At 69.8% G+C, this 24552-nt stretch carries 20 protein-coding genes; 2 read left to right on the top strand and 18 right to left on the bottom strand.

What is annotated here, in order from left to right; all coding sequences use genetic code 11:
- Positions 1-22: 22 nt before the first annotated feature.
- Both lspA and OHA88_RS32765 read right to left on the bottom strand, forming a co-directional pair.
- A complete protein-coding gene (gene lspA, locus OHA88_RS32770) occupies positions 23-607 on the bottom strand; it encodes a signal peptidase II (protein WP_328628152.1) in 585 nt (194 codons plus the stop codon).
- Positions 608-666: 59 nt separating this feature from the next.
- On the bottom strand, positions 667-1443 hold the full coding sequence (locus OHA88_RS32765; protein ID WP_328628151.1) for a TraR/DksA family transcriptional regulator: 777 nt from the start codon (positions 1441-1443) through the stop codon (positions 667-669).
- A gap of 538 nt (positions 1444-1981) precedes the next feature.
- On the opposite strand from OHA88_RS32765, the gene ileS reads away from it, so the two are divergent.
- A complete protein-coding gene (gene ileS / locus OHA88_RS32760) occupies positions 1982-5131 on the top strand; it encodes an isoleucine--tRNA ligase (RefSeq protein ID WP_328628150.1) in 3150 nt (1049 codons plus the stop codon).
- A gap of 268 nt (positions 5132-5399) precedes the next feature.
- On the opposite strand, the gene OHA88_RS32755 is transcribed toward ileS, so the two are convergent.
- The 16 genes from OHA88_RS32755 to rsmH all read right to left on the bottom strand — a co-directional run bounded on the left by OHA88_RS32755 (position 5400) and on the right by rsmH (position 23402).
- Entirely contained in the window at positions 5400-6521 is a 1122-nt protein-coding gene (locus tag OHA88_RS32755) for a DivIVA domain-containing protein (protein WP_093929630.1), read from the bottom strand.
- Between the two features lie 49 nt (positions 6522-6570).
- Positions 6571-6855: a YggT family protein gene (locus OHA88_RS32750; protein WP_030919359.1), complete on the bottom strand. Its 285-nt coding sequence runs from the start codon at positions 6853-6855 to the stop codon at positions 6571-6573.
- 71 nt (positions 6856-6926) lie between these two features.
- Positions 6927-7544: a cell division protein SepF gene (locus OHA88_RS32745; RefSeq protein ID WP_266986668.1), complete on the bottom strand. Its 618-nt coding sequence runs from the start codon at positions 7542-7544 to the stop codon at positions 6927-6929.
- 125 nt (positions 7545-7669) lie between these two features.
- Positions 7670-8389: a YggS family pyridoxal phosphate-dependent enzyme gene (locus tag OHA88_RS32740; protein ID WP_328628149.1), complete on the bottom strand. Its 720-nt coding sequence runs from the start codon at positions 8387-8389 to the stop codon at positions 7670-7672.
- Between the two features lie 6 nt (positions 8390-8395).
- The gene (gene pgeF, locus OHA88_RS32735; protein ID WP_443044316.1) at positions 8396-9154 is read right to left on the bottom strand and encodes a peptidoglycan editing factor PgeF; all 759 of its coding nucleotides are present in this window, start codon (positions 9152-9154) and stop codon (positions 8396-8398) included.
- Positions 9151-10362 carry a cell division protein FtsZ gene (ftsZ, locus tag OHA88_RS32730; RefSeq protein ID WP_328628147.1) on the bottom strand — a complete coding sequence of 404 codons (1212 nt, stop codon included), beginning with the start codon at positions 10360-10362 and terminating at the stop codon, positions 9151-9153. The genes pgeF and ftsZ overlap by 4 nt, the downstream gene beginning before the upstream one ends.
- A 276-nt stretch (positions 10363-10638) precedes the next feature.
- Positions 10639-11427, bottom strand: a complete 789-nt coding sequence (locus tag OHA88_RS32725; RefSeq protein ID WP_328628146.1) for a cell division protein FtsQ/DivIB — start codon at positions 11425-11427, stop codon at positions 10639-10641.
- Between the two features lie 50 nt (positions 11428-11477).
- Positions 11478-12572, bottom strand: coding sequence for an undecaprenyldiphospho-muramoylpentapeptide beta-N-acetylglucosaminyltransferase (gene murG, locus OHA88_RS32720; protein ID WP_267005622.1), 1095 nt, complete (start codon positions 12570-12572; stop codon positions 11478-11480).
- 6 nt (positions 12573-12578) lie between these two features.
- A complete protein-coding gene (gene ftsW, locus OHA88_RS32715; RefSeq protein ID WP_328628145.1) occupies positions 12579-14042 on the bottom strand; it encodes a putative lipid II flippase FtsW in 1464 nt (487 codons plus the stop codon).
- Between the two features lie 113 nt (positions 14043-14155).
- Complete coding sequence (gene murD, locus OHA88_RS32710) at positions 14156-15583, bottom strand: UDP-N-acetylmuramoyl-L-alanine--D-glutamate ligase (protein WP_328628144.1); 1428 nt, start codon at positions 15581-15583, stop codon at positions 14156-14158.
- Entirely contained in the window at positions 15580-16650 is a 1071-nt protein-coding gene (gene mraY / locus OHA88_RS32705; protein WP_030972903.1) for a phospho-N-acetylmuramoyl-pentapeptide-transferase, read from the bottom strand. The genes murD and mraY overlap by 4 nt, the downstream gene beginning before the upstream one ends.
- Positions 16647-18053, bottom strand: coding sequence for a UDP-N-acetylmuramoyl-tripeptide--D-alanyl-D-alanine ligase (locus OHA88_RS32700; protein ID WP_328628143.1), 1407 nt, complete (start codon positions 18051-18053; stop codon positions 16647-16649). Before OHA88_RS32700 ends, mraY begins: the two co-directional genes overlap by 4 nt.
- Before the next feature lie 4 nt (positions 18054-18057).
- Positions 18058-19797, bottom strand: a complete 1740-nt coding sequence (locus OHA88_RS32695) for a UDP-N-acetylmuramoyl-L-alanyl-D-glutamate--2,6-diaminopimelate ligase (protein ID WP_425895557.1) — start codon at positions 19795-19797, stop codon at positions 18058-18060.
- 18 nt (positions 19798-19815) lie between these two features.
- Positions 19816-21798, bottom strand: coding sequence for a peptidoglycan D,D-transpeptidase FtsI family protein (locus OHA88_RS32690; RefSeq protein WP_328628142.1), 1983 nt, complete (start codon positions 21796-21798; stop codon positions 19816-19818).
- 4 nt (positions 21799-21802) lie between these two features.
- Positions 21803-22396: an FtsB family cell division protein gene (locus tag OHA88_RS32685; protein WP_328628141.1), complete on the bottom strand. Its 594-nt coding sequence runs from the start codon at positions 22394-22396 to the stop codon at positions 21803-21805.
- A gap of 40 nt (positions 22397-22436) precedes the next feature.
- A complete protein-coding gene (rsmH, locus tag OHA88_RS32680) occupies positions 22437-23402 on the bottom strand; it encodes a 16S rRNA (cytosine(1402)-N(4))-methyltransferase RsmH (RefSeq protein ID WP_267005616.1) in 966 nt (321 codons plus the stop codon).
- Between the two features lie 380 nt (positions 23403-23782).
- On the opposite strand from rsmH, the gene OHA88_RS32675 reads away from it, so the two are divergent.
- Positions 23783-24346 carry a beta-class carbonic anhydrase gene (locus OHA88_RS32675; RefSeq protein ID WP_328628140.1) on the top strand — a complete coding sequence of 188 codons (564 nt, stop codon included), beginning with the start codon at positions 23783-23785 and terminating at the stop codon, positions 24344-24346.
- The last annotated feature ends 206 nt before the right edge of the window (positions 24347-24552 follow it).

The raw sequence follows: 24552 nt of genomic DNA, 5'->3' as shown, positions 1-24552 counted from the left end.
TGTCGAGTATGCCTTGCCCCCGCTAGTCCTTGTGCACGGTGCCGTCGGGGTCCAGGCCCCTGAAGGAAAGGATCACGATCAGGATGCCGCCGCAGACGATGGCGGAGTCCGCCAGGTTGAAGACGGCGAAGTGCGCGGGGGCGATGAAGTCCACCACCGCGCCCTTGAAGACGCCGGGCGAGCGGAAGATCCGGTCGGTGAGGTTCCCGAGCGCTCCACCGAGCAGCAGACCGAGGGCGATGGCCCACGGCAGGCTGTAGAGCTTGCGGGCGAGCCTGGCGATGACCACGATCACAGTCGCCGCGATGACGGTGAAGATCACCGTGAATGCCTCGCCGATGCCGAACGCGGCGCCCGCGTTCCGGATCGCGTCGAACCGCAGCCAGTCGCCGAGGACCTCGACGGGCTCGTGGTGCTCCAGCTTCGCGACCACGATCATCTTGCTGATCAGGTCGAGCAGGTAGGCGAAGACGGCCACGGCGAAGAGCACCGTGATCTTCCGCTTGCCCTTGCCCCGGACCTCGCCCTGGACCTTGTCCCCGGCGCCCTCGGTCCCCTCAGCTCCAGGGATGTCCGGCGTACCGATGATGCGCTCCGCCTCTGCCACGTGAGTCCCTCAACCTAGGTTCCTGACCGAAGACGAGAGTACGACACGCCCCCCGCGGATCAGCCGCGGCGCTCCTGCTTCTGTTTGTCCTCGACGCAGAGAGTGGCCCGGGGGAACGCCTGCATGCGCGCCTTGCCGATCGGCTTGCCGCAGATCTCGCACAGTCCGTACGTCCCCGCGTCGAGCCGGGCCAGCGCCCGCTCGGTCTGCTCCAGCATCTCCGTGGCATTGGCGGCGAGCGCCATTTCGTGCTCACGGGTGATGTTCTTCGTGCCGGTGTCCGCCTCGTCGTCACCGGCTCCGTTGCCGGAGTCCCTCATCAACCCGGCGAGCGCGACCCCGGAGGCCTCCAGCTCACTGCGCAGCCGCATGATCTCGCTGGTCAGCTCGGCCCGCGCCTCCGAGACCTCGTCCGGCGTCCAGGGGTCCTCGCCCGGCCGTACGGCCAGTTCCCCGGGTGCTGTCGCGGCGGCCCGGGCGGGCGGTACGGGCGCCGCGCCCTTGCCGGCCGTGCGGGTCCGGGCTGCGCTCTTCTTGGCTACCACCGTGTGGGCTCCCGTCTCCTCGGCGGCCTCGGCCGCCCCCGTGTCCGCCGCAGCGGTCTTCTTCGAAGCCTTCTTGGCCGCGCTCTTCTTCGCAGTGGCCTTCTTGGCCGGAGCCTTCTTCGCCACGGCCTTCTTCGCTGCCGACTTCTTGGTCGCCGTGCTCTTCGCCGCGGCCTTCCTCGGACCCGGATCCGCGGTCTGCGAGCCCGCCTCCTCGGTCGTCGCCTCGGCCGCCGCGCCCGTGGATCTCGCTGACGCCGATTTCTGTTCGGCGGTCTTCTTCGCCACCATGGCCGCGGCCCCTTCACATATTGTGATCTTGCACGCGAATCGTGCTGGGACGATAAATCGACCCCAGCCCGGCGGCAACGGGGCACGCCGCCGGATCGCCCCTCCTCGTGCCGGATCACCGCGCGCCTGAAACCGTTGTGCCCAGCTCCCCGCCCGGTAATCCGTCTCCCGGCCCCCGCCAGGACTCCGTACGACCCGTCGCGCCATTCGGGTCACGGTCGCGCCCCCTGGATAAACCGGTCGGCCGTCGCCCGTACGGGCCCGTACACTGGCCCCAGCGAGAGGCATGGATGGGACGAGTAGCGTCGTAGGCAGCCAGGAGCGACCCGGGGACGGTGAGAGCCCGGGGGCGAGCGCGTCGTGAAAATCACCCGGAGCCGTCGGAAGAACGCCGCAAGGCAAGTAGAACCGGCATCGCGACCCCAATGAGGGGGCCACGGGCACACACCCGGGGCCAAGGAGGGTGGTACCGCGGGAGCCGGCACGGTTCTCGTCCCTCCGACGGAAGTGGAAAACGTCCGCCGGAGGAATCTCGCCCATGACATCGCCGCAGTACCGCCAGGTACCCGCCCAGGTCGACCTTCCCGCGCTGGAGCACGCCGTGCTCGACTTCTGGCGCGAGAGCAAGGTCTTCGCCAAGAGCCTCGAACAGTCCGAGGGCCGCCCCGAGTGGGTCTTCTACGAGGGCCCGCCGACCGCCAACGGCATGCCCGGCGCCCACCACATCGAGGCCCGCGTCTTCAAGGACGTCTTCCCGCGCTTCCGCACCATGCAGGGCTACCACGTGGGCCGCAAGGCCGGCTGGGACTGCCACGGACTGCCGGTCGAGCTCGCGGTCGAGAAGGAGCTGGGCTTCAACGGCAAGAAGGACATCGAGGCGTACGGCATCGCCGAGTTCAACGCCAAGTGCCGCGAGTCCGTGACCCGCCACACCGACGCGTTCAGCGAGCTCACGACCCGAATGGGCTACTGGGTCGACCTGGACGACGCGTACCGCACGATGGACCCGTCGTACGTCGACTCCGTCTGGTGGTCCCTGAAGGAGATCTTCAACAAGGATCTGCTGGTCCAGGACCACCGCGTCGCCCCGTGGTGCCCGCGCTGCGGCACCGGCCTCTCGGACCACGAGCTGGCGCAGGGTTACGAGACGGTCGTCGACCCCTCGGTCTTCGTACGCTTCCCGCTCACCTCCGGCCCGTTGGCCGGCGAGGCCGCGCTGCTGGTCTGGACGACCACCCCGTGGACGCTGGTCTCCAACACCGCGGTCGCCGCGCACCCCGACGTCACATATGTCGTCGCGACCGACGGCGAGGAGAAGCTCGTCGTCGCCCAGCCCCTCCTGGAGAAGGCACTCGGCGAGGGCTGGGAGCTCACCGGCCAGTCGTTCACCGGCCGCGAGATGGAGCGCTGGACGTACGAGCGCCCGTTCGCCCTCGTGGACTTCCCGGCCCCGGCGCACTACGTCGTCAACGCCGAGTACGTGACGACCGAGGACGGTACGGGTCTGGTCCACCAGTCCCCCGCGTTCGGTGAGGACGACCTCAAGGTCTGCCGCGCCTACGGCCTGCCGGTCGTGAACCCGGTCCGCCCCGACGGCACCTTCGAGGAGAACCTGCCGCTGGTCGGCGGCACCTTCTTCAAGAAGGCCGACGAGGCGCTCACCGAGGACCTGGCGGCCCGCGGCAAACTCTTCCGCCACGTCCCGTACGAGCACAGCTACCCGCACTGCTGGCGCTGCCACACCGCGCTGCTCTACTACGCGCAGCCGTCCTGGTACATCCGTACGACCGCCATCAAGGACCGGCTCCTCGAAGAGAACGAGAAGACCAACTGGTTCCCGGACTCGGTCAAGAACGGCCGCTTCGGCGACTGGCTGAACAACAACGTCGACTGGGCGCTGTCCCGCAACCGCTACTGGGGTACCCCGCTCCCCATCTGGCGCTGCGAGGACAACCACCTCACCTGCGTCGGCTCCCGCGCCGAGCTCACCGACCTCACCGGCGCCGACCAGTCGGACCTGGACCCGCACCGTCCGTTCATCGACGCGATCACGTTCACCTGCACGCACGAGAACTGCCAGCTGGAGGCGTACCGCGTCCCGGAGGTCATCGACGCCTGGTACGACTCGGGTTCGATGCCGTTCGCGCAGTGGGGCTACCCGTACAAGAACAAGGAGCTCTTCGAGAGCCGCTACCCGGCGCAGTTCATCTCCGAGGCCATCGACCAGACCCGCGGCTGGTTCTACACGCTGATGGCCGTCGGCACGCTGGTCTTCGACAAGTCGTCGTACGAGAACGTGGTGTGCCTGGGCCACATCCTCGCCGAGGACGGCCGGAAGATGTCCAAGCACCTGGGCAACATCCTCCAGCCGATCCCGCTGATGGACCAGCACGGCGCGGACGCGGTCCGCTGGTTCATGGCGGCGGGCGGCTCCCCCTGGGCGGCGCGGCGCGTGGGCCACGGCACGATCCAGGAGGTCGTGCGCAAGACCCTCCTCACGTACTGGAACACGGTCGCCTTCCAGGCCCTGTACGCCCGTACGTCGAACTGGGCGCCGTCCGCGGCCGACCCGGCCCCGGCGGACCGCACGGTCCTGGACCGCTGGCTGCTCAGCGAGCTGAACGCGTTGGTGGACCAGGTCACGCAGGCACTTGAGGGCTACGACACCCAGCGTGCCGGCAAGCTCCTCTCCGCGTTCGTGGACGACCTGTCCAACTGGTACGTGCGCCGCTCCCGTCGCCGCTTCTGGCAGGGCGACAAGGCGGCGCTGCGCACCCTGCACGAGGTCGTCGAGACGGTCACCCGGCTGATGGCCCCGCTGACCCCGTTCCTCACCGAGCGGGTCTGGCAGGACCTGGTCGTCCCGGTCACCGTGGACGCCCCCGAGTCGGTCCACCTCTCCAGCTGGCCGAAGGCGGACCTCGCGGCCATCGACCCGGCCCTCTCCACCCAGATGGCGCTGGTACGCCGCCTGGTCGAGCTCGGCCGGGCCACGCGCGCGGAGTCGGGCGTCAAGACCCGCCAGCCGCTCTCCCGGGCGCTGGTCGCGGCGTCGGGCTTCGACGCGCTCTCCCCCGACCTGCACGCCCAGATCACCGAGGAGCTGAACGTCTCCTCGCTGGCCTCCCTCTCGGAGGTCGGCGGCTCGCTGGTCGACACGACGGCGAAGGCGAACTTCCGGGCGCTGGGCAAGCGGTTCGGCAAGGGCGTCCAGGCGGTCGCGAAGGCCGTGGCGAACGCCGACGCGGCGGCACTCTCGCTGGCCCTGCGCGAGGGCACGGCGTCGGTCGAGGTGGACGGCGAGCAGGTCACCCTCTCCCCCGACGAGGTGATCATCACCGAGACGCCGCGCGAGGGCTGGTCGGTGGCGTCCGATTCGGGCGCGACAGTCGCTCTGGACCTGGAGATCACCCCGGAACTGCGGCGCGCGGGGCTGGCCCGTGACGCGATCCGGCTGATCCAGGAGGCCCGCAAGAACAGCGGCCTGGACGTCGCGGACCGCATCGCCGTCCGCTGGACGTCCACGTCGCCGGCGACGGTGGAGGCCCTGACCGAGCATGCGCCGCTGATCGCGGACGAGGTGCTGGCGCTGGACTACGCGGAGGGCGAGGCGGACGAGGCGTACGGCGCCCCGTTCGAGGACGAGGGCCTGTCCCTCACGTTCCGCCTCCGCAAGACGGAGCAGTAACCCGCACCGGAGCAGCGAAAAGGCCCGGCCGGAAACTTTCCGGCCGGGCCTTTTCGCTGCTCCGCTATCGCCGGAGGGGCCGGCTCCTCAGCCTCGTCTGCGACTGCGGCCCGTGGTCCGGGGCGGCTAACGGGGCGGGGCGGGGACAAGGACCGCCGCAGGCGTACCCGCACCCGCTGCACACGGCAAAAGGGCCGGGCCCCGGGGAAATCCCCGGGGCCCGGCCCTCAGCCTGCCGACGGCTACGCGCTCAGCGCGCGCGAGCCGCTCAGTTGTCGTCCTCGTCGATGAGGAACCCACGCATCGGCGACGGCGCCTGCTGCATCGGCTGCGGCGCCTGCGGCCGCACCGGTGCCATCGGCTGGGTCATGGCCGGCGACATCTGCTGCTGGCCACCGTAGGACGGTCCGGCGCCCATGGACGGGTTGCCGCCCATCTGCGGGCCACCGTGACCACCGTGGTTGCCACCCATGGTGTGTCCCATGGCACCCGCACCGGCCGGAGCCAGCGAGGGCGACGGCGGCAGCGAAGCGGCAGCCGGGGTCCGCGGCGGGGCCAGCGAGTCGTCGGCCTGGGTCTCCAGCTGACGCAGCTGGCTCTCCAGGTAGGACTTCAGCCTGGTCCGGTACTCGCGCTCGAAGCCGCGCAGGTCCTCGACCTTGCGCTCCAGCGTCGCGCGGGCCGACTCCAGCGAGCCCATCGCCACGCGGTGCTTCTCCTGCGCGTCCCGCTCCAGTGCGTCCGCCTTGGCACGCGCGTCGCGCTCCAGGCCCTCGGCACGGCTCCGTGCCTCGCCGACGATCTTGTTGGCCTCGGAACGGGCCTCCGCGATCGCCTGGTCGGCGGTCTGCTGCGCGAGCGAGAGGACACGGGCGGCGCTGTCGCCACCGGGTCCCTGACCGGGCTGCTGCATCTGCGGCGGCTGCATCTGCTGCATCTGCTGCATCTGCTGCGGTGCGTGACCCATGGGACCGCCCATGGGGCCGCCCTGCATCGGGCCGGGGCCGTGCTGACCCTGAGGGCCGGGGCCGTGCTGACCCGGACCGTGACCGCTGGGACCGGCGGGCAGCTGCGGAGCACCACCGGGCAGCTGGGGGGGACCCATCTGCGGGGGCTGCTGCTGGACCGGCGGACCCGATATGGCGGCGGGCACGGGTGCCCCGGGCCGGTCCTGCGGCTCCGGCTTCCGCATGCCCTGCTGCTGGTTCTGCGCGGCGGCACGCGTGGCGGCGGCCAGCTTGGCGCGCAGGTCCTCGTTCTCACGGAGCAGGCGGGTCAGCTCGGACTCGACCTCGTCCAGGAAGGCATCGACCTCGTCCTCGTCATAGCCTTCTCGGAGACGGACGGTCGTGAACTGCTTGTTCCGCACGTCCTCGGGGGTCAGCGGCATCTCTTCTTCACCTCTACGTAGTCGTCGGCAGTCGGCAAGACCGTATCGTTCACAGCCTGGTCACAATCGCGATCAGGATGTAGACGATGATCATCAGAACGAAGAAGGACAGGTCGAGTGCCACGCCCCCGAGACGCAGCGGCGGAATGAACCGCCGCAGAAGCTTGAGCGGTGGATCGGTGACAGTGTAGGTGGCCTCAAGAAGCACCACCATCGGCTTGCCGGGCTGCCATGAACGTGCGAACTGGAAGACGTAGTCCATGACCAGCCGGAAGATCAGCACGATGAGGAAACACATCAGCGCGATATAGACAACCTGCAGTGCGACGCCCATTTCGCGCTTCCCTCTCCCCTGGCTCTCGTAGCTCCGGCCTCTCGGCCGGGGTCGTTCCCGGTGTCGTGTTCTCAGCTCTGGTTGAAGAATCCGCCCTCAGCGATGCGGGCCTTGTCCTCCGCCGTGACATCGACGTTAGCAGGCGACAACAGGAACACCTTCTGCGTCACCCGTTCAATGCTGCCATGGAGACCGAAGACGAGTCCTGCCGCAAAGTCGACAAGTCGCTTCGCGTCCGTATCGTCCATCTCCGTGAGATTCATGATCACCGGAGTGCCCTCACGGAAGTGTTCCCCGATGGTACGGGCCTCGTTGTAGGTCCGGGGGTGCAGCGTGGTGATCCGGTAGGGCTCCCGCTCGGACACGACCTTGGGCATGATCACCGGTGCGTTCTTCTCCATGTTGGGGCGTTCAGGTGTGATGGATGCCACGGGCGCGATTCGGGCGGGTCGCACGCTCTCCGCCGAGATCTGGACGGGCTCCCGCTGCGCGGGCGGCTGCACCACTCGTACCGGTTCGTCCCGCTCACGGTCCCGCTCCACCTGATGCGCGGGCTGGTGCCGCCGCCGGTCACGCTCCGGCTCCGGCTCGGGTTCGAATTCGTCGTCGGGGTCGAACCCCGGACCGTCGTACCCATCGTCCTCCACGAGGCCGAGGTAGACCGCCATCTTGCGCATCGCGCCGGCCATGCTCTGAGTCCTCCGCTCTGTGGTGGATCGGAACCTGTCACCAAGTGCCCGCGATCCACTCAGGCCTGCCCGCCAAAGGCGGGAATGACCATATTTTCTGCTGTGGTCCGACTTGCTTGGCGACGTTACCCGAGCCCGGGTCGGACTCCGAGTACCGCAGTACCGACGCGCACATGTGTCGCTCCGGCCGCAACCGCTTCCTCGAGGTCCGCGCTCATCCCTGCAGAGACCATGTTCGCAGCCGGATGGTTCCCGCGCAGGCGGGATGAGAATTCCATCAGCCGGTCGAATGCCGCGCGTTGCCGCCCGGCGTACGTTCCGGCGAGCGGGGCCACGGTCATCAGACCGTCGAGCCGGAGCCCCGGAGCGGCGGCCACCGCGTCGGCCAACTCCTCGATCCTGTCCGGCGCGACGCCGCCCCGGTCACCGCGCTCACCGCTCTCCGCGTCGAGGGCGACCTGGATGAGACACCCGAGTTCACGCCCGCCGCGCACGGCGGCGGCCGAGAGGGCCGTGACCAACTTGGTCCGGTCGACCGACTGCACTACATCGGCATAACTCGCCACAGAACGAACCTTGTTCGTCTGCAGTTGTCCGACAAAGTGCCATGTGAGCGACAGATCCGCACAAGCGGCTGCCTTGGGTGCCGCGTCCTGGTCACGATTCTCCGCGACATGACGCACACCGAGTTCATGCAGGATCCGCACATCGCTCGCCGGATAGGTCTTCGTGACCACGACGAGGGTCACTTCTTCCCTTTTGCGACCGGCGGCGGCACAGGCGGAAGCAATACGTTGCTCCACCTGTGCCAGATTTGCGGCGAGTTGAGTTCTACGGTCCGTCATGCCCTATCAGTCCAACCAGACATATCCGGCGAGCCGCCCGGTGGTGCGGTCGCGGCGGTACGAGAAGTGGTCGCCCGATTCCAGGGTGCAGGCGGGCGACTTGTGCCGGTCCCGCACCCCTAGCGCTTCGAGTTGGGCATGGACCCCGGCGGTGACATCCACGGCCGGCGTCCCCCAACTGGTCTCGGACCACGATCCGGGAACCGCCTCGGCGACCTCGGACCGCATTGCCGCCGGGACTTCGTAACACCGTCCGCAGACGGCCGGGCCGGTGTGCGCGGTGATCCGGGAGGGCTCCGCACCGAGCGCCACCATGGCCTCGACCACCGCGGGAACGACTCCGGCGACCAGACCGGGCCGGCCGGCGTGTGCCGCTGCCGCGATCCCGGCGACCGGGTCGGCGAGGAGTACGGGGGTGCAGTCGGCGGTGAGCACGGCGAGCGGGAGTCCGCGTCGCGCGGTCACCACCGCGTCCACCGCGGGAATCTCGGAACCGTCCGGCCAGGGCCCGTCGACCACCGCCACGTCCCGCCCGTGCACCTGGTTCATCCAGACGACCCGTGCCGGGTCGAGACCGAGGCCTCGGGCGGCGCGCTCGCGATTGGCGAGAACGGCGGCGGAGTCGTCCCCGACCGCGCCGCCGAGGTTGAGCTCCCCGTACGGAGCGGCGCTCACCCCACCCCACCTGTCGGTGAAGGCGAAGTGAGCGCCACCCCCCGAGGACACGGAGGACACTGCGGTCACTGCGTGGTGCCGGCCTATCACTTCAAGAAGTCCGGAACATCCAGCTCTTCGGCCTGGGTGTCCTGGTAGGAGGGACGGGCCGGCGGGACGTGCGGCTGGGAGACCGGCGACATCGAGGTCTCGTTCGCCACCGGCACGGACTCGGCCGGGGCCTCCTCGCGCACGGGCACGGAACCGAGCCCGCCGGACTGGCGCACCGGCTCGGCGGACCGGACCGGCGGAGCCTGCTCCTCGCGCTTGCCGGCGCCCGCACCGAGGACGTTCTCGCGACGCGCCGGCGGCTGTCCGCCGTCGAAGCCCGCAGCGATCACGGTGACCCGCACCTCGTCGCCCAGTGCGTCGTCGATGACCGCACCGAAGATGATGTTCGCCTCCGGGTGGGCCGCCTCACTCACCAGCTGGGCGGCCTCGTTGATCTCGAAGAGACCGAGGTCGCTGCCGCCGGAGATGGAGAGCAGGACACCGCGGGCGCCGTCGATGGACGCCTCCAGGAGCGGCGAGGAGATCGCCATCTCGGCCGCGGCCACCGCGCGGTCGTCACCGCGGGCCGAGCCGATGCCCATGAGCGCCGATCCGGCCTCGGACATGACCGACTTGACGTCGGCGAAGTCGAGGTTGATCAGACCCGGGGTGGTGATGAGGTCGGTGATGCCCTGGACACCCGAGAGCAGTACCTGGTCGGCCGACTTGAACGCGTCGAGCACGCTGACCTGACGGTCCGAGATGGACAGCAGTCGGTCGTTGGGAATGACGATGAGGGTGTCGACCTCTTCGCGGAGCTCGGCGATGCCGTCCTCCGCCTGGTTCGCGCGACGCCGGCCCTCGAAGGTGAACGGGCGGGTGACCACACCGATCGTGAGGGCGCCGAGCGAGCGAGCGATGTTGGCGACGACGGGCGCGCCGCCGGTGCCGGTGCCGCCGCCTTCTCCGGCGGTGACGAAGACCATGTCGGCCCCCTTGAGGACCTCCTCGATCTCCTCACGGTGGTCCTCTGCCGCCTTACGACCGACGGCCGGGTTGGCCCCGGCGCCGAGGCCGCGGGTGAGTTCACGGCCGACGTCGAGCTTGACGTCGGCGTCGCTCATCAACAGGGCTTGCGCATCAGTGTTGATCGCGATGAACTCGACGCCCTTGAGACCGACCTCGATCATTCGGTTGATGGCATTGACACCACCGCCGCCGACACCGATGACCTTGATGACTGCGAGGTAGTTCTGCGGTGCTGCCACGTCGAAGGCCTCTCGCCTCGAGTTACGTGTCGTCGCTTCGCGGATCTCCCGCGGCGACGACTGATGCCGATTGGGACGGTCCGAACGCCGACCCAAACCCTAACGTTGAAGTTTAGGGTTACCAGTGTGTCTGCTTCTTGGACTCTTCCGAACAGGACACTAAGTCGACAAGTGGCGCACGTTCAACGAACACGCCGAACCTCCCGTTTTTCTTTTCACCCTATGTGATCACCCGTAGCGCTGACCAACCAGGGTGCTGGCCAGGCCAAATGCGCGTCAACTGCCCGACACCGCGGGAGCGGTGGGTGCACTCACGTCGAAGTGTCCCGCTTTGGGACCCGCTTTCATGAGAGCGGTGAGGACTCTTGCCTTCACCGGCCCCTCTTCGCCGCTGCCCCAGACCACCGTACGGTCACCGGTCAGCTCCAGGGAGATCGAATCGTACGAGGTGACCCGCACGACCCGGGTGTCCTTGGCGACTGCAACGGGGAGTTCGCCCGCTACCCGGACCGCTTCCCGCACCAGCCGGCCGCTGCCGAAGCGGCGCAGACTCGCCGACTGATCGGGGGTCAGTTCGAGCAGCGGTACGCGCTTCGGCGCCCTGTCCACCGTGGCGAAACGGACACCTTTCACGTCCACTTCAATGAACTTTGTGTCCTTTTTCATCAACAGGACCGGTTTGCGTTCGGTCACTTTAAGTCCGATGCCGTGCGGCCATGACCGTACGACATCCACCGAGTCGATACGGGGCAACTTCTGGCGCAACCGGTCCGCGATGGCATCCGTGTCCACGGAAACCATCGGGGCCCCGATCGGCACCGCGGCGACGGCCTCCACCTCGGCCGGGGTCAGTACGTCGACACCGGTGATCGTGACCTGTTCGGCCCGGAGCCAGGACGAGCCGTAGAGCGCCCAGACGGACCCGGAAACGAGCAGCAGGACGCCGACGGTGATCACGGTCAGCAGTCTGCGGCTGGGCAGTCTGCGCCTGGTGGGGCGCGGTGGGCGGGCCGGTTCGTCCTGCTGCTGCCCTGTACCGCGCCGGGCGGTCGTCGGTCCGGCCACGCTCGCTCCTTATGCCGGGTCCGGGGGCATCACCCCCGGACCCGCCCGCCTCACGCGTTGCGGCGTGCGGCAATCGCCTCGTACACCATGCCGACGAGCAGGTCGTCGGCATCCCTGCGGCCGAACTCGGCGGCGGCGCGGGACATTTCATACAAACGGTGCGGATCCGCAAGCACCGGGAGGACATTGCTCTGCACCCACTCGGGGGTGAGCGCCGCGTCGTCCACCAGCAGACCGCCGCCGGCGTTGACCACCGGCTGGGCGTTGAGCCGCTGTTCGCCGTTGCCGATCGGCAGCGGGACGTAGGCGGCGGGCAGCCCGACGGCGGAGAGTTCGGCGACGGTCATCGCGCCCGCGCGGCAGAGCATCATGTCGGCCGCGGCGTACGCGAGATCCATCCGGTCCACGTACGGTACCGGGACGTAGGGCGGCATCCCGGGCATGTTGTCGATGCGCGGCAGTTCGTTCTTCGGGCCGACCACGTGCAGGATCTGGATCCCGGAGCGCTGCAGCAGCGGGGCGACCCGCTGGATCACCTCGTTGAGATGGCGGGCGCCCTGCGAACCGCCGGAGACCAGCAGCGTCGGCAGGTTGGGGTCGAGGCCGAACGCGTCGCGCGCCTCCGGGCGGACCCGGGCCCGGTCCAGGGTGGCGATGGTGCGGCGCAGCGGGATTCCGATGTAGCGGGCACCGCGCAGCTTGCTGTCCGGGGTGGACACGGCGACCCCGTGTGCGTACCTGGAACCGATCTTGTTGGCCAGGCCCGGCCGGGCGTTTGCCTCATGGACGACGATCGGCACCCCGGCCCGCTTGGCGGCCAGGTAGCCGGGCAGCGCGACATAGCCGCCGAAGCCGACGACGCAGTCCGCCTTGGTGCGCTCCAGGATCTGCTCGGCGGCCTTGATGGTGCCGCGCAGCCGCCCCGGGACAGTGATCAGTTCAGGGGTGGGCTTGCGCGGCAGCGGAACGGCCGGGATCAGCGCCAGTTCGTACCCCCGCTCGGGTACGAGCCTGGTCTCGAGTCCGCGCTCCGTGCCCAGGGCAGTGATTCCCACGCTCGGGTCCTGCCTGCGCAGGGCATCCGCGAGGGCAAGCGCGGGCTCGATGTGGCCGGCGGTCCCCCCACCGGCGAGTACGACATGCACCGAAATTCACCGCTCTCCGGACGGACGCTTCTTGACGCGCCGTCTCATCGTCTTCCATCTCACCCCGGGCCTCCGCATGGCCAGGGCCGCCTTCGCGGCGGGTTCCTCTCGCGCGAACGCGATCAGCAGCCCGACAGCGAACATGGTCGGCAGCAGGGCCGATCCTCCGTAGGAGAACAGCGGGAGAGGGACCCCGGCGATCGGCAGCAGGCCGAGCACCGCACCGATATTGATCACGGCCTGGACCGTGATCCAGGTGGTCACACCTCCCGCGGCGTACCTCACGAAGGGGTCCTCCGTGCGTCCGGCCACGCGGATACCCGCATAGCCTAGAGCCGCGAAGAGGGCGAGCACCGACAGCGTCCCCGCCAACCCCAGTTCCTCCCCGGTGATGGCGAAGATGAAGTCGGTGTGAGGTTCGGGCAGTTGGCCCCATTTTTCCACACTCGCACCCAGCCCGGATCCGAACAATCCGCCGGACGCCAGAGCATAGATGCCGTGCACGGCCTGCCAGCACGAGCCGTCGGGGCCGGGTTCGCTGACCCCCATGCAGCTGAGGCGTGACATCCGGTTCGGACTGGTCTTGATCAGCAGGAAGGCAAGGACTCCCGCGACGGCGAGCACCCCGGCGAAGAGCCGGGTCGGCGCCCCGGCCAGCCAGAGCAGGCCGAAGAGGATCGCGGTGAGAATGATCGCAGTTCCCATGTCACCGCCGAGCATGATCAGCCCTAGGAGCATGAAGGCGACCGGGACGAGGGGCACCAGCATGTGCTTCCACTGTGTCAGCAGCCGCCTGTCCTGTTTACGGGCGAGCAGATCGGCGCTCCAGAGGATCAGGGCCAGCTTGCCGAACTCGCTGGGCTGGAGCTGGAAGGGGCCGCCCAGATAGAGCCAGTTCTGGTTGCCATTGACCGACATCCCTACCCCTGGTACCTGGACCAGCACCATCAGGAAGACCGTACCCATGAGCAGCGGGTAGGCGAGCGCCCGGTGGAGCTTGACGGGCATCCGGGAGGCGATCACCAGCAGCGCGGAGCCGATGACGGCGGCGAGGAACTGTTTACGGAAGAAATACGTGCCGGGCTTGTCCAGCTCCAGCGCCTTGATCATCGAGGCGGAGTAGACCATCACCAGGCCGAGCACGGTGATCAGCAGGCCGGCGCCGAGGATCAGGTAGTACGCGGTCAGCGGGCGGTCCCAGGCCCGGCGTGCCTGCTCGTACATCCGCCGCACACCACTGCTCCTGCGGGGGGTGCGCGGGCCGGAGCCGTCGTGGCCCCTGGAGCGCGGCACCGCGGGCCGCCGCCCGGCACCCGCAGCCAGCCTGCCGCGCAGAGCGAGGCCGGCGGGCGCCGGGGGCCCTGCCGGGCGGGCGGAGACCAGGAGGGGCGGGGCGAACGCCCGGCTGATCGCCGCGGTCGCCCGTGAGCGGCCTGTGCCGCGCGCGGCGGAGCTCTCGTCGGCCGGCATTGTCGCTGTCCCCTCCACTGCTCGTGCCCGGGGCTGCTGCCGAGGGCCGGGGCACGCGGCGGAGCCGCCCCTACCCGGTTCTCCGGGACAGTACGGCGCGGCGGCCGGGCCCGTCAGGCGCTCTCGTCGGCGAGTGCGCGGACCGCGTCCGCGAATGCCTCGCCCCGCTTGTTGTAATTGGCGAACATGTCCATGGAGGCGCAGGCCGGGGCCATCAGTACGGTGTCTCCCGGCCGGGCGAGCCGTGCCGCCTCGCGGACCGCCTCGGACATCGCCCCAGTGTCGGTCCGGTCGAGGTCGACGACCGGGACCTCGGGGGCGTGTCGCGTGAGGGCTTCGTGGATGAGTGCCCGGTCGCGGCCCATCAGTACGACGCCGCGCAGCCGCTTCGCGGCCCCGCTCACCAGCTCGTCGAAGGTGGCGCCCTTGGCGAGGCCGCCGGCGATCCAGACGATCGGGTCGTACGCCGCGAGGGAGGCCTCCGCAGCATGGGTGTTGGTGGCCTTGGAGTCGTCGATGTAAGCGACTTCGGCGACGTCCGCGACATGCTCGATGCGGTGCGCGTCGGGACGGAAGGCCCGCAGCCCGTCCCGTACCGCCCTGGGCTCGACGCCGAACGCGCGGGCCAGCGCCGCGGCCGCCAGGGCGTTGGCGATGTTGTGCGGGGCGGGCGGGTTGACGTCACCGACCTCGGCGAGCTCCTGGGCCTGCTTCTGCCGGTTGGTCACGAAGGCCCGGTCGACGAGGATGCCGTCGACGAAGCCCAGCTGGGACGGGCCAGGGGTGCCGAGGGTGAAGCCGATGGCGCGGCAGCCCTCCTCGACGTCCGCCTGCCGGACCAGGTCCTCGGTGGCCTTGTCGGCCGCGTTGTAGACGCAGGCGATCCGGTTTCCCTCGTAGATCCGGCCCTTGTCCGCGACGTACGCCTCCATGGAGCCGTGCCAGTCGAGATGGTCGGGCGCCAGGTTGAGGACGACGGCGGAGTGGGCGCGCAGCGAGGGCGCCCAGTGCAGCTGGTAGCTGGAGAGCTCGACGGCGAGTACGTCGTACGTCTCGTCGCCGAGCACCGCGTCCAGCAGGGAGACCCCGATGTTGCCGACGGCCGCTGTGCGCAGCCCGGCCGCCTCCAGGATCGAGGCGAGCATCCGGACGGTCGTGGTCTTGCCGTTGGTGCCGGTGACCGCGAGCCAGGGGGCCGGCTCCCTGCCGTCGTGGCCGCGCAGCCGCCAGGCGAGCTCGACGTCGCCCCAGACCGGGACGCCCGCCTCGGCGGCTGCTGCGAAGAGCGGCTTGTCGGGCTTCCAGCCGGGGGTGGTGACGATGAGCTCGGTGGACTCGGGCAGGGTCGCCCCGTCGCCGAGGCGCACGGTGATTCCCTGCGCCTCCAGCTCGGCGGCCTGTGCGCGGGAACGCTCGTCGTCCCCGTCGTTGACCACGGTGACGACGGCGCCGAGGCCGTGCAGGACACGGGCCGCGGGGATACCGCTGACACCGAGCCCGGCGACGGTGACGTGCTTGCCCTGCCAGTCCTGGTTGCTCACTTGGCGGCTGCCCACCCTGCGTAGAAGAGACCGAGTCCGACGATCACGCACATGCCCTGGATGATCCAGAAACGGACCACGACAAGGACTTCGGACCAGCCCTTGAGTTCGAAGTGGTGCTGGAGCGGTGCCATCCGGAAGACCCGCTTGCCGGTCATCTTGAAGGAGCCGACCTGGATGACCACGGACATGGTGATCATCACGAAGAGGCCGCCGAGGATGGCCATCAGGAACTCGGTGCGGGAGCAGATCGCGAGACCCGCGAGCGCGCCGCCGAGTGCCAGCGAACCGGTGTCACCCATGAAGATCTTGGCGGGCGAGGTGTTCCACCACAGGAAGCCGAAGCAGGCACCCATCAACGCGGAGGCGACGACCGCGAGGTCGAGCGGGTCGCGGACCTCGAAGCAGGCGTTGGGGTTGGTCAGGGTGACCGCGTTGGCGCAGGACTCCTGGAACTGCCACAGCCCGATGAAGGTGTACGCGCCGAAGACCATCACGGAGGCACCGGTGGCCAGACCGTCCAGACCGTCCGTCAGGTTCACGCCGTTGGACATGGCGAGGATCATGAACAGCGCCCAGACCACGAACAGCACCGGGCCGATCGACCAGCCGAAGTCCGTGACGAACGACAGCTTGGTGGAGGCCGGGGTGTTGCCGCGGCCGTCGGCGAACTGGAGCGACAGCACCGCGAAGGCGATGCCGACGATCAGCTGGCCGGCCATCTTCGCCTTGGCCCGCAGACCGAGCGAACGCTGCTTGACGATCTTGATGTAGTCGTCGAGGAACCCGACAAGACCCATGCCGGTCATCAGGAACAGGACCAGCACACCGGAGAAGCGCATCTGCTCGCCGGTGATCACCTTCGCCAGGACGTACGCCATCAGCGTGGCCAGGATGAAGGCGATGCCGCCCATGGTGGGCGTGCCCTTCTTGCTGCCGTGGCTGCGCGGGCCGTCATCACGGATGAACTGCCCATATCCCTTGCGGGCCAGGAGCTTGATCAGCAGCGGGGTACCGACCAGGGTCAGGAAGAGCCCGATGGCCCCCGCGAAGAGGATCTGCCTCATCGGCCGGTGACCTCGCCCTCGGTCGAGTTCTCCAGCAGTGCCTGGGCGACCTTTTCCAGGCCGGCCGACCGGGACGCCTTCACCAGCACGACGTCTCCCGCGCGCAGTTCACTGCGCAACAGGTCGACGGCAGCCTGTGCGTCGGACACGTGCACCGACTCCTCACCCCACGAACCCTCGTTGTATGCGCCCAGTTGCAGCCAGGAGGCTTCTCTGCCCCCGACCGCGACGAGCTTGCTGACGTTGAGCCGGACGGCGAGCCGTCCGACCGCGTCGTGCTCGGCGAGCGAGGCGTCGCCGAGCTCGGCCATGGGGCCGAGCACCGCCCACGTACGCCGGCCCTTCCCCATGGCGACCAGCGCGCGCAGCGCTGCTCGCATGGATTCGGGGTTCGCGTTGTAGGCGTCATTGACGAACGTCACGCCGTCCGGACGCTCGGTGACCTCCATGCGCCAGCGGGAGAGGGTGCCCGCCTCGGAGAGCGCTTCGGCGATCTCGTCTGCGGACAGGCCCAACTCATGGGCGACGGCGGCCGCGGCGAGCGCGTTCGACACGTGGTGCTCACCGTACAGGCGCATGGTCACATCGCTGCACCCGGTGGGTGTGTGGAGCGTGAAAGCGGGGCGGCCGTCGTCGGTGAGACGGACCTTCTCTCCCCGTACGTCCGCATCCGCGGCTTCGCCGAAGAGCAGCACCCGGGCCTTCGTACGGGAGGACATGGCGCGCACGAGCGGGTCGTCGGCGTTGAGGACGGCGACCCCGTCCTCGGGGAGCGACTCGACCATCTCGCCCTTGGCGACGGCGATCTGCTCGCGGCCGCCGAACTCGCCGATGTGTGCGGTGCCGACGTTGAGGACGAGGCCGATCCGCGGCGGGACCAGACCGGTGAGGTAGCGGATGTCGCCGATGTAGCGCGCACCCATCTCGAGGACGAGGTGCTCGGTGCTCTCGGTGGCGCGCAGGGCGGTGAGCGGCAGTCCGATCTCGTTGTTGAGGTTGCCCGCGGGGAAGACGGTGGGGCCCTTGCGCTCCAGGAGCTGGGCGATCAGGTCCTTGGTGGAGGTCTTGCCCGCGGAGCCGGTGAGGGCGACGACGGCGGTGCCGAGCCGTTCGACGACGGCCCGGGCGAGAGCGCCGAGCGCGGCCAGGACGTCGTCGACGACGATCGCCGGGACGCCGACGGGGCGAGCGGCCAGCACCGCTGCCGCGCCCGCCTCGACGGCGCGCTGCGCATAGTCGTGGCCGTCGACCCGCTCGCCGGCGAAGGCGACGAACAGGCTGCCTTGCTCCACCGCTCGGGAGTCGATGACGACAGGCCCGCTGACGGTCGCTGCCGGATCCGGTATGTCGTACGACTGCCCGCCGACGATATCGGCGATCTCGGCGAGGGTAAGGGCGATCACTTGGTCATCCCTGACTGTTGTTCTCGTGGGTGTGGGCGAGGTCCGGGGCGTCCTCGGGGGCGTCGTCGGCGCTCTCTTGCCCCAGGGACCGGGCGATGGCGGCGCGCAGCACCGTACGGTCGTCGAAGGGGCGTACCACTCCGTGGATGTCCTGGCCCTGTTCGTGGCCCTTGCCGGCGATCAGCACGGTGTCACCGGGTTGGGCGCGGGCGACCGCGGTGGCGATGGCGGCGGCCCGGTCGGCGTCGACCAGGACCTCGCCGCGTTCGTGGACGGGCACCTCGGCGGCGCCCGAGAGCATCGCGGTGAGGATGGCCAGAGGGTCCTCGGAGCGGGGATTGTCGGAGGTCAGCACGGCGGTGTCGGCGAGCCGGGCAGCTGCCGCCCCCATCGGTCCGCGTTTCGTCGTGTCGCGGTCGCCGCCGCAGCCGAGCACGATGTGCAGTTTGCCCTCGGTGACCTTGCGCAGGGAGCGCAGGACGGACTCGACGGCGTCGGTCTTGTGCGCGTAGTCGACGAGCGCGAGGTACGGCTGTCCCGCGTCGACGCGTTCCAGCCGGCCGGGGACTCCGGGGACGGCGGCGACCCCGTCGGCCGCGGTCTGCGGGTCGACGCCCGCGACGGCCAGGGTGACGATCGCGGCGAGGGTGTTGGCGACGTTGAACGGGCCGGGCAGCGGGGCCCTGGCGCTGATCCGCTCACCCTTGGGGCCGACAACGGTGAAGGTGGAGCCCAGCGGGCCGACTTCGACGTCCTCGGCGCGCCAGTCGGCGTCCAGATGGCCCTCCGCGGAGAAGCTGACGACCGGAACGGACGCCCCGGTGATCAGCCTGCGGCCGTACTCGTCGTCGAAGTTGACGACGCCCCGCCGGCTGCGCTCCGGGGTGAACAGCTGGGCCTTGGCCGCGAAGTAGTCCTCCATGCCGGAGTGGAACTCCATGTGCTCCGGGCTGAGGTTGTTGAAGACGGCGACGTCGAAGACGCAGCCGTCGACCCGGCCGAGCACCAGCGCGTGGCTGGAGACCTCCATGGTGACCGCGTCGACGCCGCGCTCGCGCATGACGGCGAACAGTGCCTGGAGGTCGGTCGCTTCGGGGGTGGTGCGCTCGGACTTGATGCGCTCGTCGCCGATCCGCGTCTCGACGGTGCCGATCAGACCGGTGCTGCGTCCGGCGCCCCGGAAGCCGCCCTCGATGAGATACGCGGTGGTGGTCTTCCCGGACGTTCCGGTGATGCCGATCTGCAGGAGGTCGGCGCCCGGCCGCCCGTAGATCTCCGCAGCGAGTTCGCCCATCCGGCCGCGCGGGTTCTCGGTGACCAGCACCGGCAGTCCGGTGGCGGCGGCGCGCTCGGCGCCCGCCGGGTCGGTGAGGACCGCCGCCGCGCCGAGGCCGGCCGCCTGGGCGACGAAGTCGGCGCCGTGGAGGCGGGCGCCGGGCAGCGCCGCGTACACGTCGCCGGGCCGTACCGCCCGCGAGTCATGGGTGATCCCGGTGACCTCGCCGGGTCCGGGCGATTCGACTCCCAGCCGGGCTGCCAGCTCGCCGAGGGTGGTCGGCCGTAGCCGATCCGGGCGGGGCGCTCCCGGGTAGTTCACAGGGGCGTCCTTCTGGATGGTTTGGGACTGTTCAGCGTGGGGCACGGCGGTGAGCGTACCGGGCGCACCCGGCCTCCCGCGAAGTGAGGGGGCCGCTCCCGGGTGGTTCCCGTTCCGGTTCCCGGGATCGGGGGTGATGGTTGTCACTGGCTGGTTACCCCGAGTTCACTCGCCGGGCTGGAAGGACACCGGCAAGCGGGCGGACCCGCTGCCGGACGGTGCGGTCTGGAGCGTCTTCAGCGCGAACTCCATGACCTGTTTGTAGATGGGACCGCAGATCTGGCCGCCGAAGTAGCTGCCCTTCGTCGGATTCTGGATCGCGCAGTAGACGGTGATCTGCGGGTTGTCGGCGGGCGCGAAGCCCGCGAAGGACGCGGTGTAACCGTGGTATCCACCGCGGACCGGATCGACCCGGTTGGCCGTGCCGGTCTTGCCCGCGACCCGGTAGCCGGGGATACGGGCCTTGGTACCGGTGCCCTCCTCGTCACCGACCACCGACTCCAGCATGCCCGCGAGCGATTTCGCGGTCTTCTCGCTGATCACCCGGGTCTGTCCGGGGGTGGTCGCGGGGGTGAAACGGCCGTCGGCGCCCTTGGTGCCGCGGACCAGGGTGGGCTGGATCCGGACACCGCCGTTGGCGATCGTCGAGTAGACCGAGGCAGCCTGCATGGCGTTGAGCGAGAGTCCCTGGCCGAACGGGATCGTGTACTGCTGCGAGGTCGACCAGTCCTGCGGCTTGGCGAGGATGCCGGGCGTCTCGCCCGGGTAGTCCAGTCCGGTCGGGCTGCCGATGCCGAATTTGCGCAGGTACGAGTAGAGGACCTTGTTGGCCTCTGCCTGCGTCTTGCCGAGCTGTCCGGTGGCCAGGATGGTCCCGATGTTGCTGGACTTGGCGAGTACGCCGTTGAGCGTCAGGTACCAGGTGACGTGGTCGATGTCGTCCTTGAAGAGCCGGTCGCCGCGGTGGAGCCGGTTGGGGACGGTGACATGGGTACCGGGGGTGGCCACGCCCTCCTCCAGGACGGCGGCCATGGACATGACCTTGCTGGTGGAGCCGGGTTCGTACACGTCCTGCACGGCCGCGTTCCCCAGCGACGCCGCGTCGGCCTGCGAGAGGTCGTTGGGGTCGAAGCCCGGGGCGTTGGCCATGGCGAGGACCTCGCCGGTCCTGGTGTTCTGCACGATCACATAGCCGCGGTCCGCCTTGGACTTCTTCACCTGGTCCGAGATGGCTTTCTGGGCGGCCCACTGGATGTCCCGGTCGATGGTCAGCTCGATGTCGGAACCGGCGACGGCCGGGACCTCCTTGGTGCCCGCGGTGGGCACCCGGCGGCCGCCGGACTGGGCGTACTTGATCTTGCCGTCCTCGCCCGCGAGCTCCTTGTCCAGCTGCGATTCGAGGCCGCCCGCGCCCTTGCCCTCGGCGTTGACGTAGCCCAGTATCCCGGCGGCCAGCCCACCGTTGGGGTAGACCCGTTTGGTGGTCGCCTCCTGGAAGATGCCGGCCAGCACATTGGCTCCGGGGCCGCCGTTCACCCTGTCCTTCTGGGCCTTCTCGGCGAAGACGGACTTGAGGTCCTTGATCTGCTTCCAGACCTGTGGGGTCTGCCGGCGGGCCAGGACGGCGTACCGGCTCTTCGGCTTCGACAGCTTCTTCGTCAGCTCCTCGGCGTCGACGCCGAGGATGGGGGCGAGGAGGGCCGCGGCCTGCTGCGGGGCGTCCGGAGCCTTGCTGTCCTCGGGCGTGAACATCTTGGGGTCGGCGGTGATGTCGTACGCGTCGACGCTGATGGCCAGAGCGATGCCGCTGCGGTCGGTGATCTCACCGCGCTCGGCGGAGATCGTGTACTCGAGGTAGCGGTTCTCCTCGGCCTTGGCCGCGTACGCGCTGGCGTCGACGGCCTGGACCTGGAGGAGCCGGACGACGAACGCCAGCATGACGAGCGTCAGCCCCAGGCTGACCAGGCGGAGCCGGGGGCGCGGGCTGCCGAGGCGCAGCGGGCGCGCCGACGGCCCCCGCGGGGCGCGGCCGCGTGGGACCGGCGACGGGCGACGGGCGGCAGGCCGGGGGCGGCCGGAGCCGGCTGCGGCGCTGCGGGGGCGTGCGGGGCCGGGGACCCGGCGGCGCGGCGGTTCCTTCGAGGGCACTGCGTCACCTGCCGGGGCTGGTCGAGGACTGGTGTGCCGGGGTAGGCGATTGCGCGGGCGGGGCTGCCGAGGTGCTGGGCTTGGTGGCGGGCGGGGCTGCCGAGGTGCTGGGCTTGGTGGCGGGCGGCGCCGGGGACGTGGCGGAAGCGGACGGCGCGGCCGGGGGCCGTACGGATTTCGACGGCGAGGCGCCGGCAGGCGGCGCGGCCGCGGGCGCCCGGGTCCGCTGGGCGACGGCCTCGGAGGGGACGCCGCGGACCGTACCGTCCGGGTTGAGGAAGGCGGGACTGCCACCGGGCACCATGCCGAGCTCGCGGGCGCGCCGCTCCAGTGCGTCCGGCTCGGAGCGGCCGTCGACGTCGCGCTGGAGGGCCTGCTCCTCGTCGGTGAGATCGGTGGTCCGCTTCTTCAGTTCGCTCAGCCTGAACGATCCCTCGTTGAGTGCGGAGTTCAGCAGCAGCAGGGTGATCAGGCCGCCGCCGAGGAGCAGCACGACCAGCAGGACGAAGGGCGTACGGGCCGCACTGCTGGACCCGGAGGGCATCAGCCGGGCCAGCCGCGCGGCCCGCCCCTTGAGCTGTCCGGCCGGTCCGCTCACCGCGTCACCTCGGCCTCTCCCGGTGCCGTACCGGCTGCGCTCATCGCTCCTCCTCGCGGATCCGCTGGGCGCCGCGCAGCCGGGCGGGGGCGGCGCGCCGGTTCTCGGCGACCTCCTCCTCCGTGGGCAGCTCCGCACCGCGGGTCAGGAGCTTCAGCCTCGGCTGATAGCGCTCGGGGACGACGGGCAGTCCGGGCGGCGCCGTATTGGCCGCGCCTGCCGCGAACACCTGCTTGACCAGCCGGTCCTCCAGCGAGTGGTACGACAGGACGGCGATCCGGCCGCCCACGGCGAGGGCCTCCACGGCGGCCGGGATCGCCCGCTCCAGGACGGAGAGCTCGCCGTTGACCTCGATGCGCAGCGCCTGGAAGGTCCGTTTGGCGGGGTTGCCGCCGGTGCGCTTGGCGGCCTGCGGCAGTGAGTCACGGATCAGCTCGACCAGCCGGGCGCTGTTGCTGAACGGTTCCTTCTCCCGCTCGCGCACGATCGCGGAGACGATCCGCTTGGCCTGCTTCTCCTCTCCGTACGCACGCAGGATCCGGACGAGCTCGCCCGGCGGGTAGGTGTTGAGGACCTCGGCCGCACTGATGCCGGTCGTCTGGTCCATCCGCATGTCGAGCGGGGCGTCCTGGGCGTACGCGAACCCGCGGTCGGCCTCGTCCAGCTGCATGGAGGAGACCCCGAGGTCGAACAGGATGCCCTGGACCTTGGGGACGCCGAGCCGGGCGAGCACCTCGGGCAGCTCGTCGTAGACGGCGTGCACCAGCGTGGCCCGGTCACCGTACGGGGCGAGCCGCTCGCCGGAGAGCCGCAGCGCCTCCTTGTCCCGGTCCAGCGCGATCAGCCGGGCGGACGGGAAGGCGGCGAGGAGGGCCTCGCTGTGGCCGCCGAGACCGAGGGTGCAGTCGACGACCACGGGCTCTTGCGGACTCGGCACCTCCAGAGCCGGGGCCAACAGGTCCAGGCATCGCTGGAGCATCACCGGGACGTGTCGGGTCTGGCTCATGCGCCCTCTCAGGCTCAGGTCCCGTGTGGCTGCACGTACGGCCTGGTCCCCGCCCGCTCGGAAGGGGAGGTCCGCCGGCGCCGGGGAAGTGGCGTCGGCCGACCGGCGAGCGGGAGAGGGCCGGGCCGTACGTACGCCGCGCACACAGGGGAAATCTTCGGAATGTGCAAGGTGTCGGTAACTTCCCGTCACTTTAGTCCACCCTGCCATTCGATCGATTCCCGATCAATCAACCCGGTAGCGCGTCGGCCCGCCCTCTCTTCACTCGGTCGAGTGACCTGCCCCAAGGCCTGTGGGTTACCTCACAACAAGCCTCGTTGACCTTCTTTGTCCCTTCTCACAGCACGCCAGGGTGATCCGCGAGAGCTAACGTCATATCCATGTCGACTTCCGCGCAGTCCCCTGCTCAGCACCCCGCACCCGCTGCCGGCCGGGCCCGCTCCGGCGGTACGGTCACCGACCGCCTGGTCGAGGCGAACATCCGTTACGCGGCCGAGTTCGACGATCCCGGCATGGACGCGCGGCCGGTGCTGCAGGTCGCCGTGGTCGCCTGCATGGACGCCCGGCTCGACCTCCACGACGCGCTCGGCCTGGCGCTCGGCGACTGCCACACCATCCGCAACGCGGGCGGCGTGGTCACCGACGACGTCATCCGCTCGCTGACCATCAGCCAGCGGGCGCTCGGCACCCGCAGCGTCATACTCATCCACCACACCAACTGCGGCCTCGAGTCGATCACCGAGGAGTTCCGCCAGGAGCTGGAGGCGGAGGTCGGCCAGCGGCCGGTCTGGGCGGTGGAGGCGTACAAGGACGCGGATCAGGACGTCCGGCAGTCGATGCAGCGCGTCCGCACCTCGCCGTTCCTCCTGCACACCGATGACATCCGCGGCTTCGTCTTCGACGTGACCAGCGGCTTGCTGCGCGAGATCCACCCCGTCAGCTGACGCTCTCGAGTTTTTCCGGGCACCGAAAGTACCCCCGACCCTGACATTTCGCACCCACTTATCCACAGGCGAGTGACACGAAGCGGTAACGGCAACAAGAATGCGGGTGTGACATCCCACCGGACCGTTCCGGAGGGTGTTCGTTTTTCGGGGTGGCCGGGCCAACTACAGCGCATCGGCCCGTGAATGGGGTATCCCCTGCTCCT

This window comes from Streptomyces sp. NBC_00353 (assembly GCF_036108815.1).
GTDB lineage: Bacteria > Actinomycetota > Actinomycetes > Streptomycetales > Streptomycetaceae > Streptomyces.
This window is presented reverse-complemented; position numbering and strand designations above follow the sequence as displayed.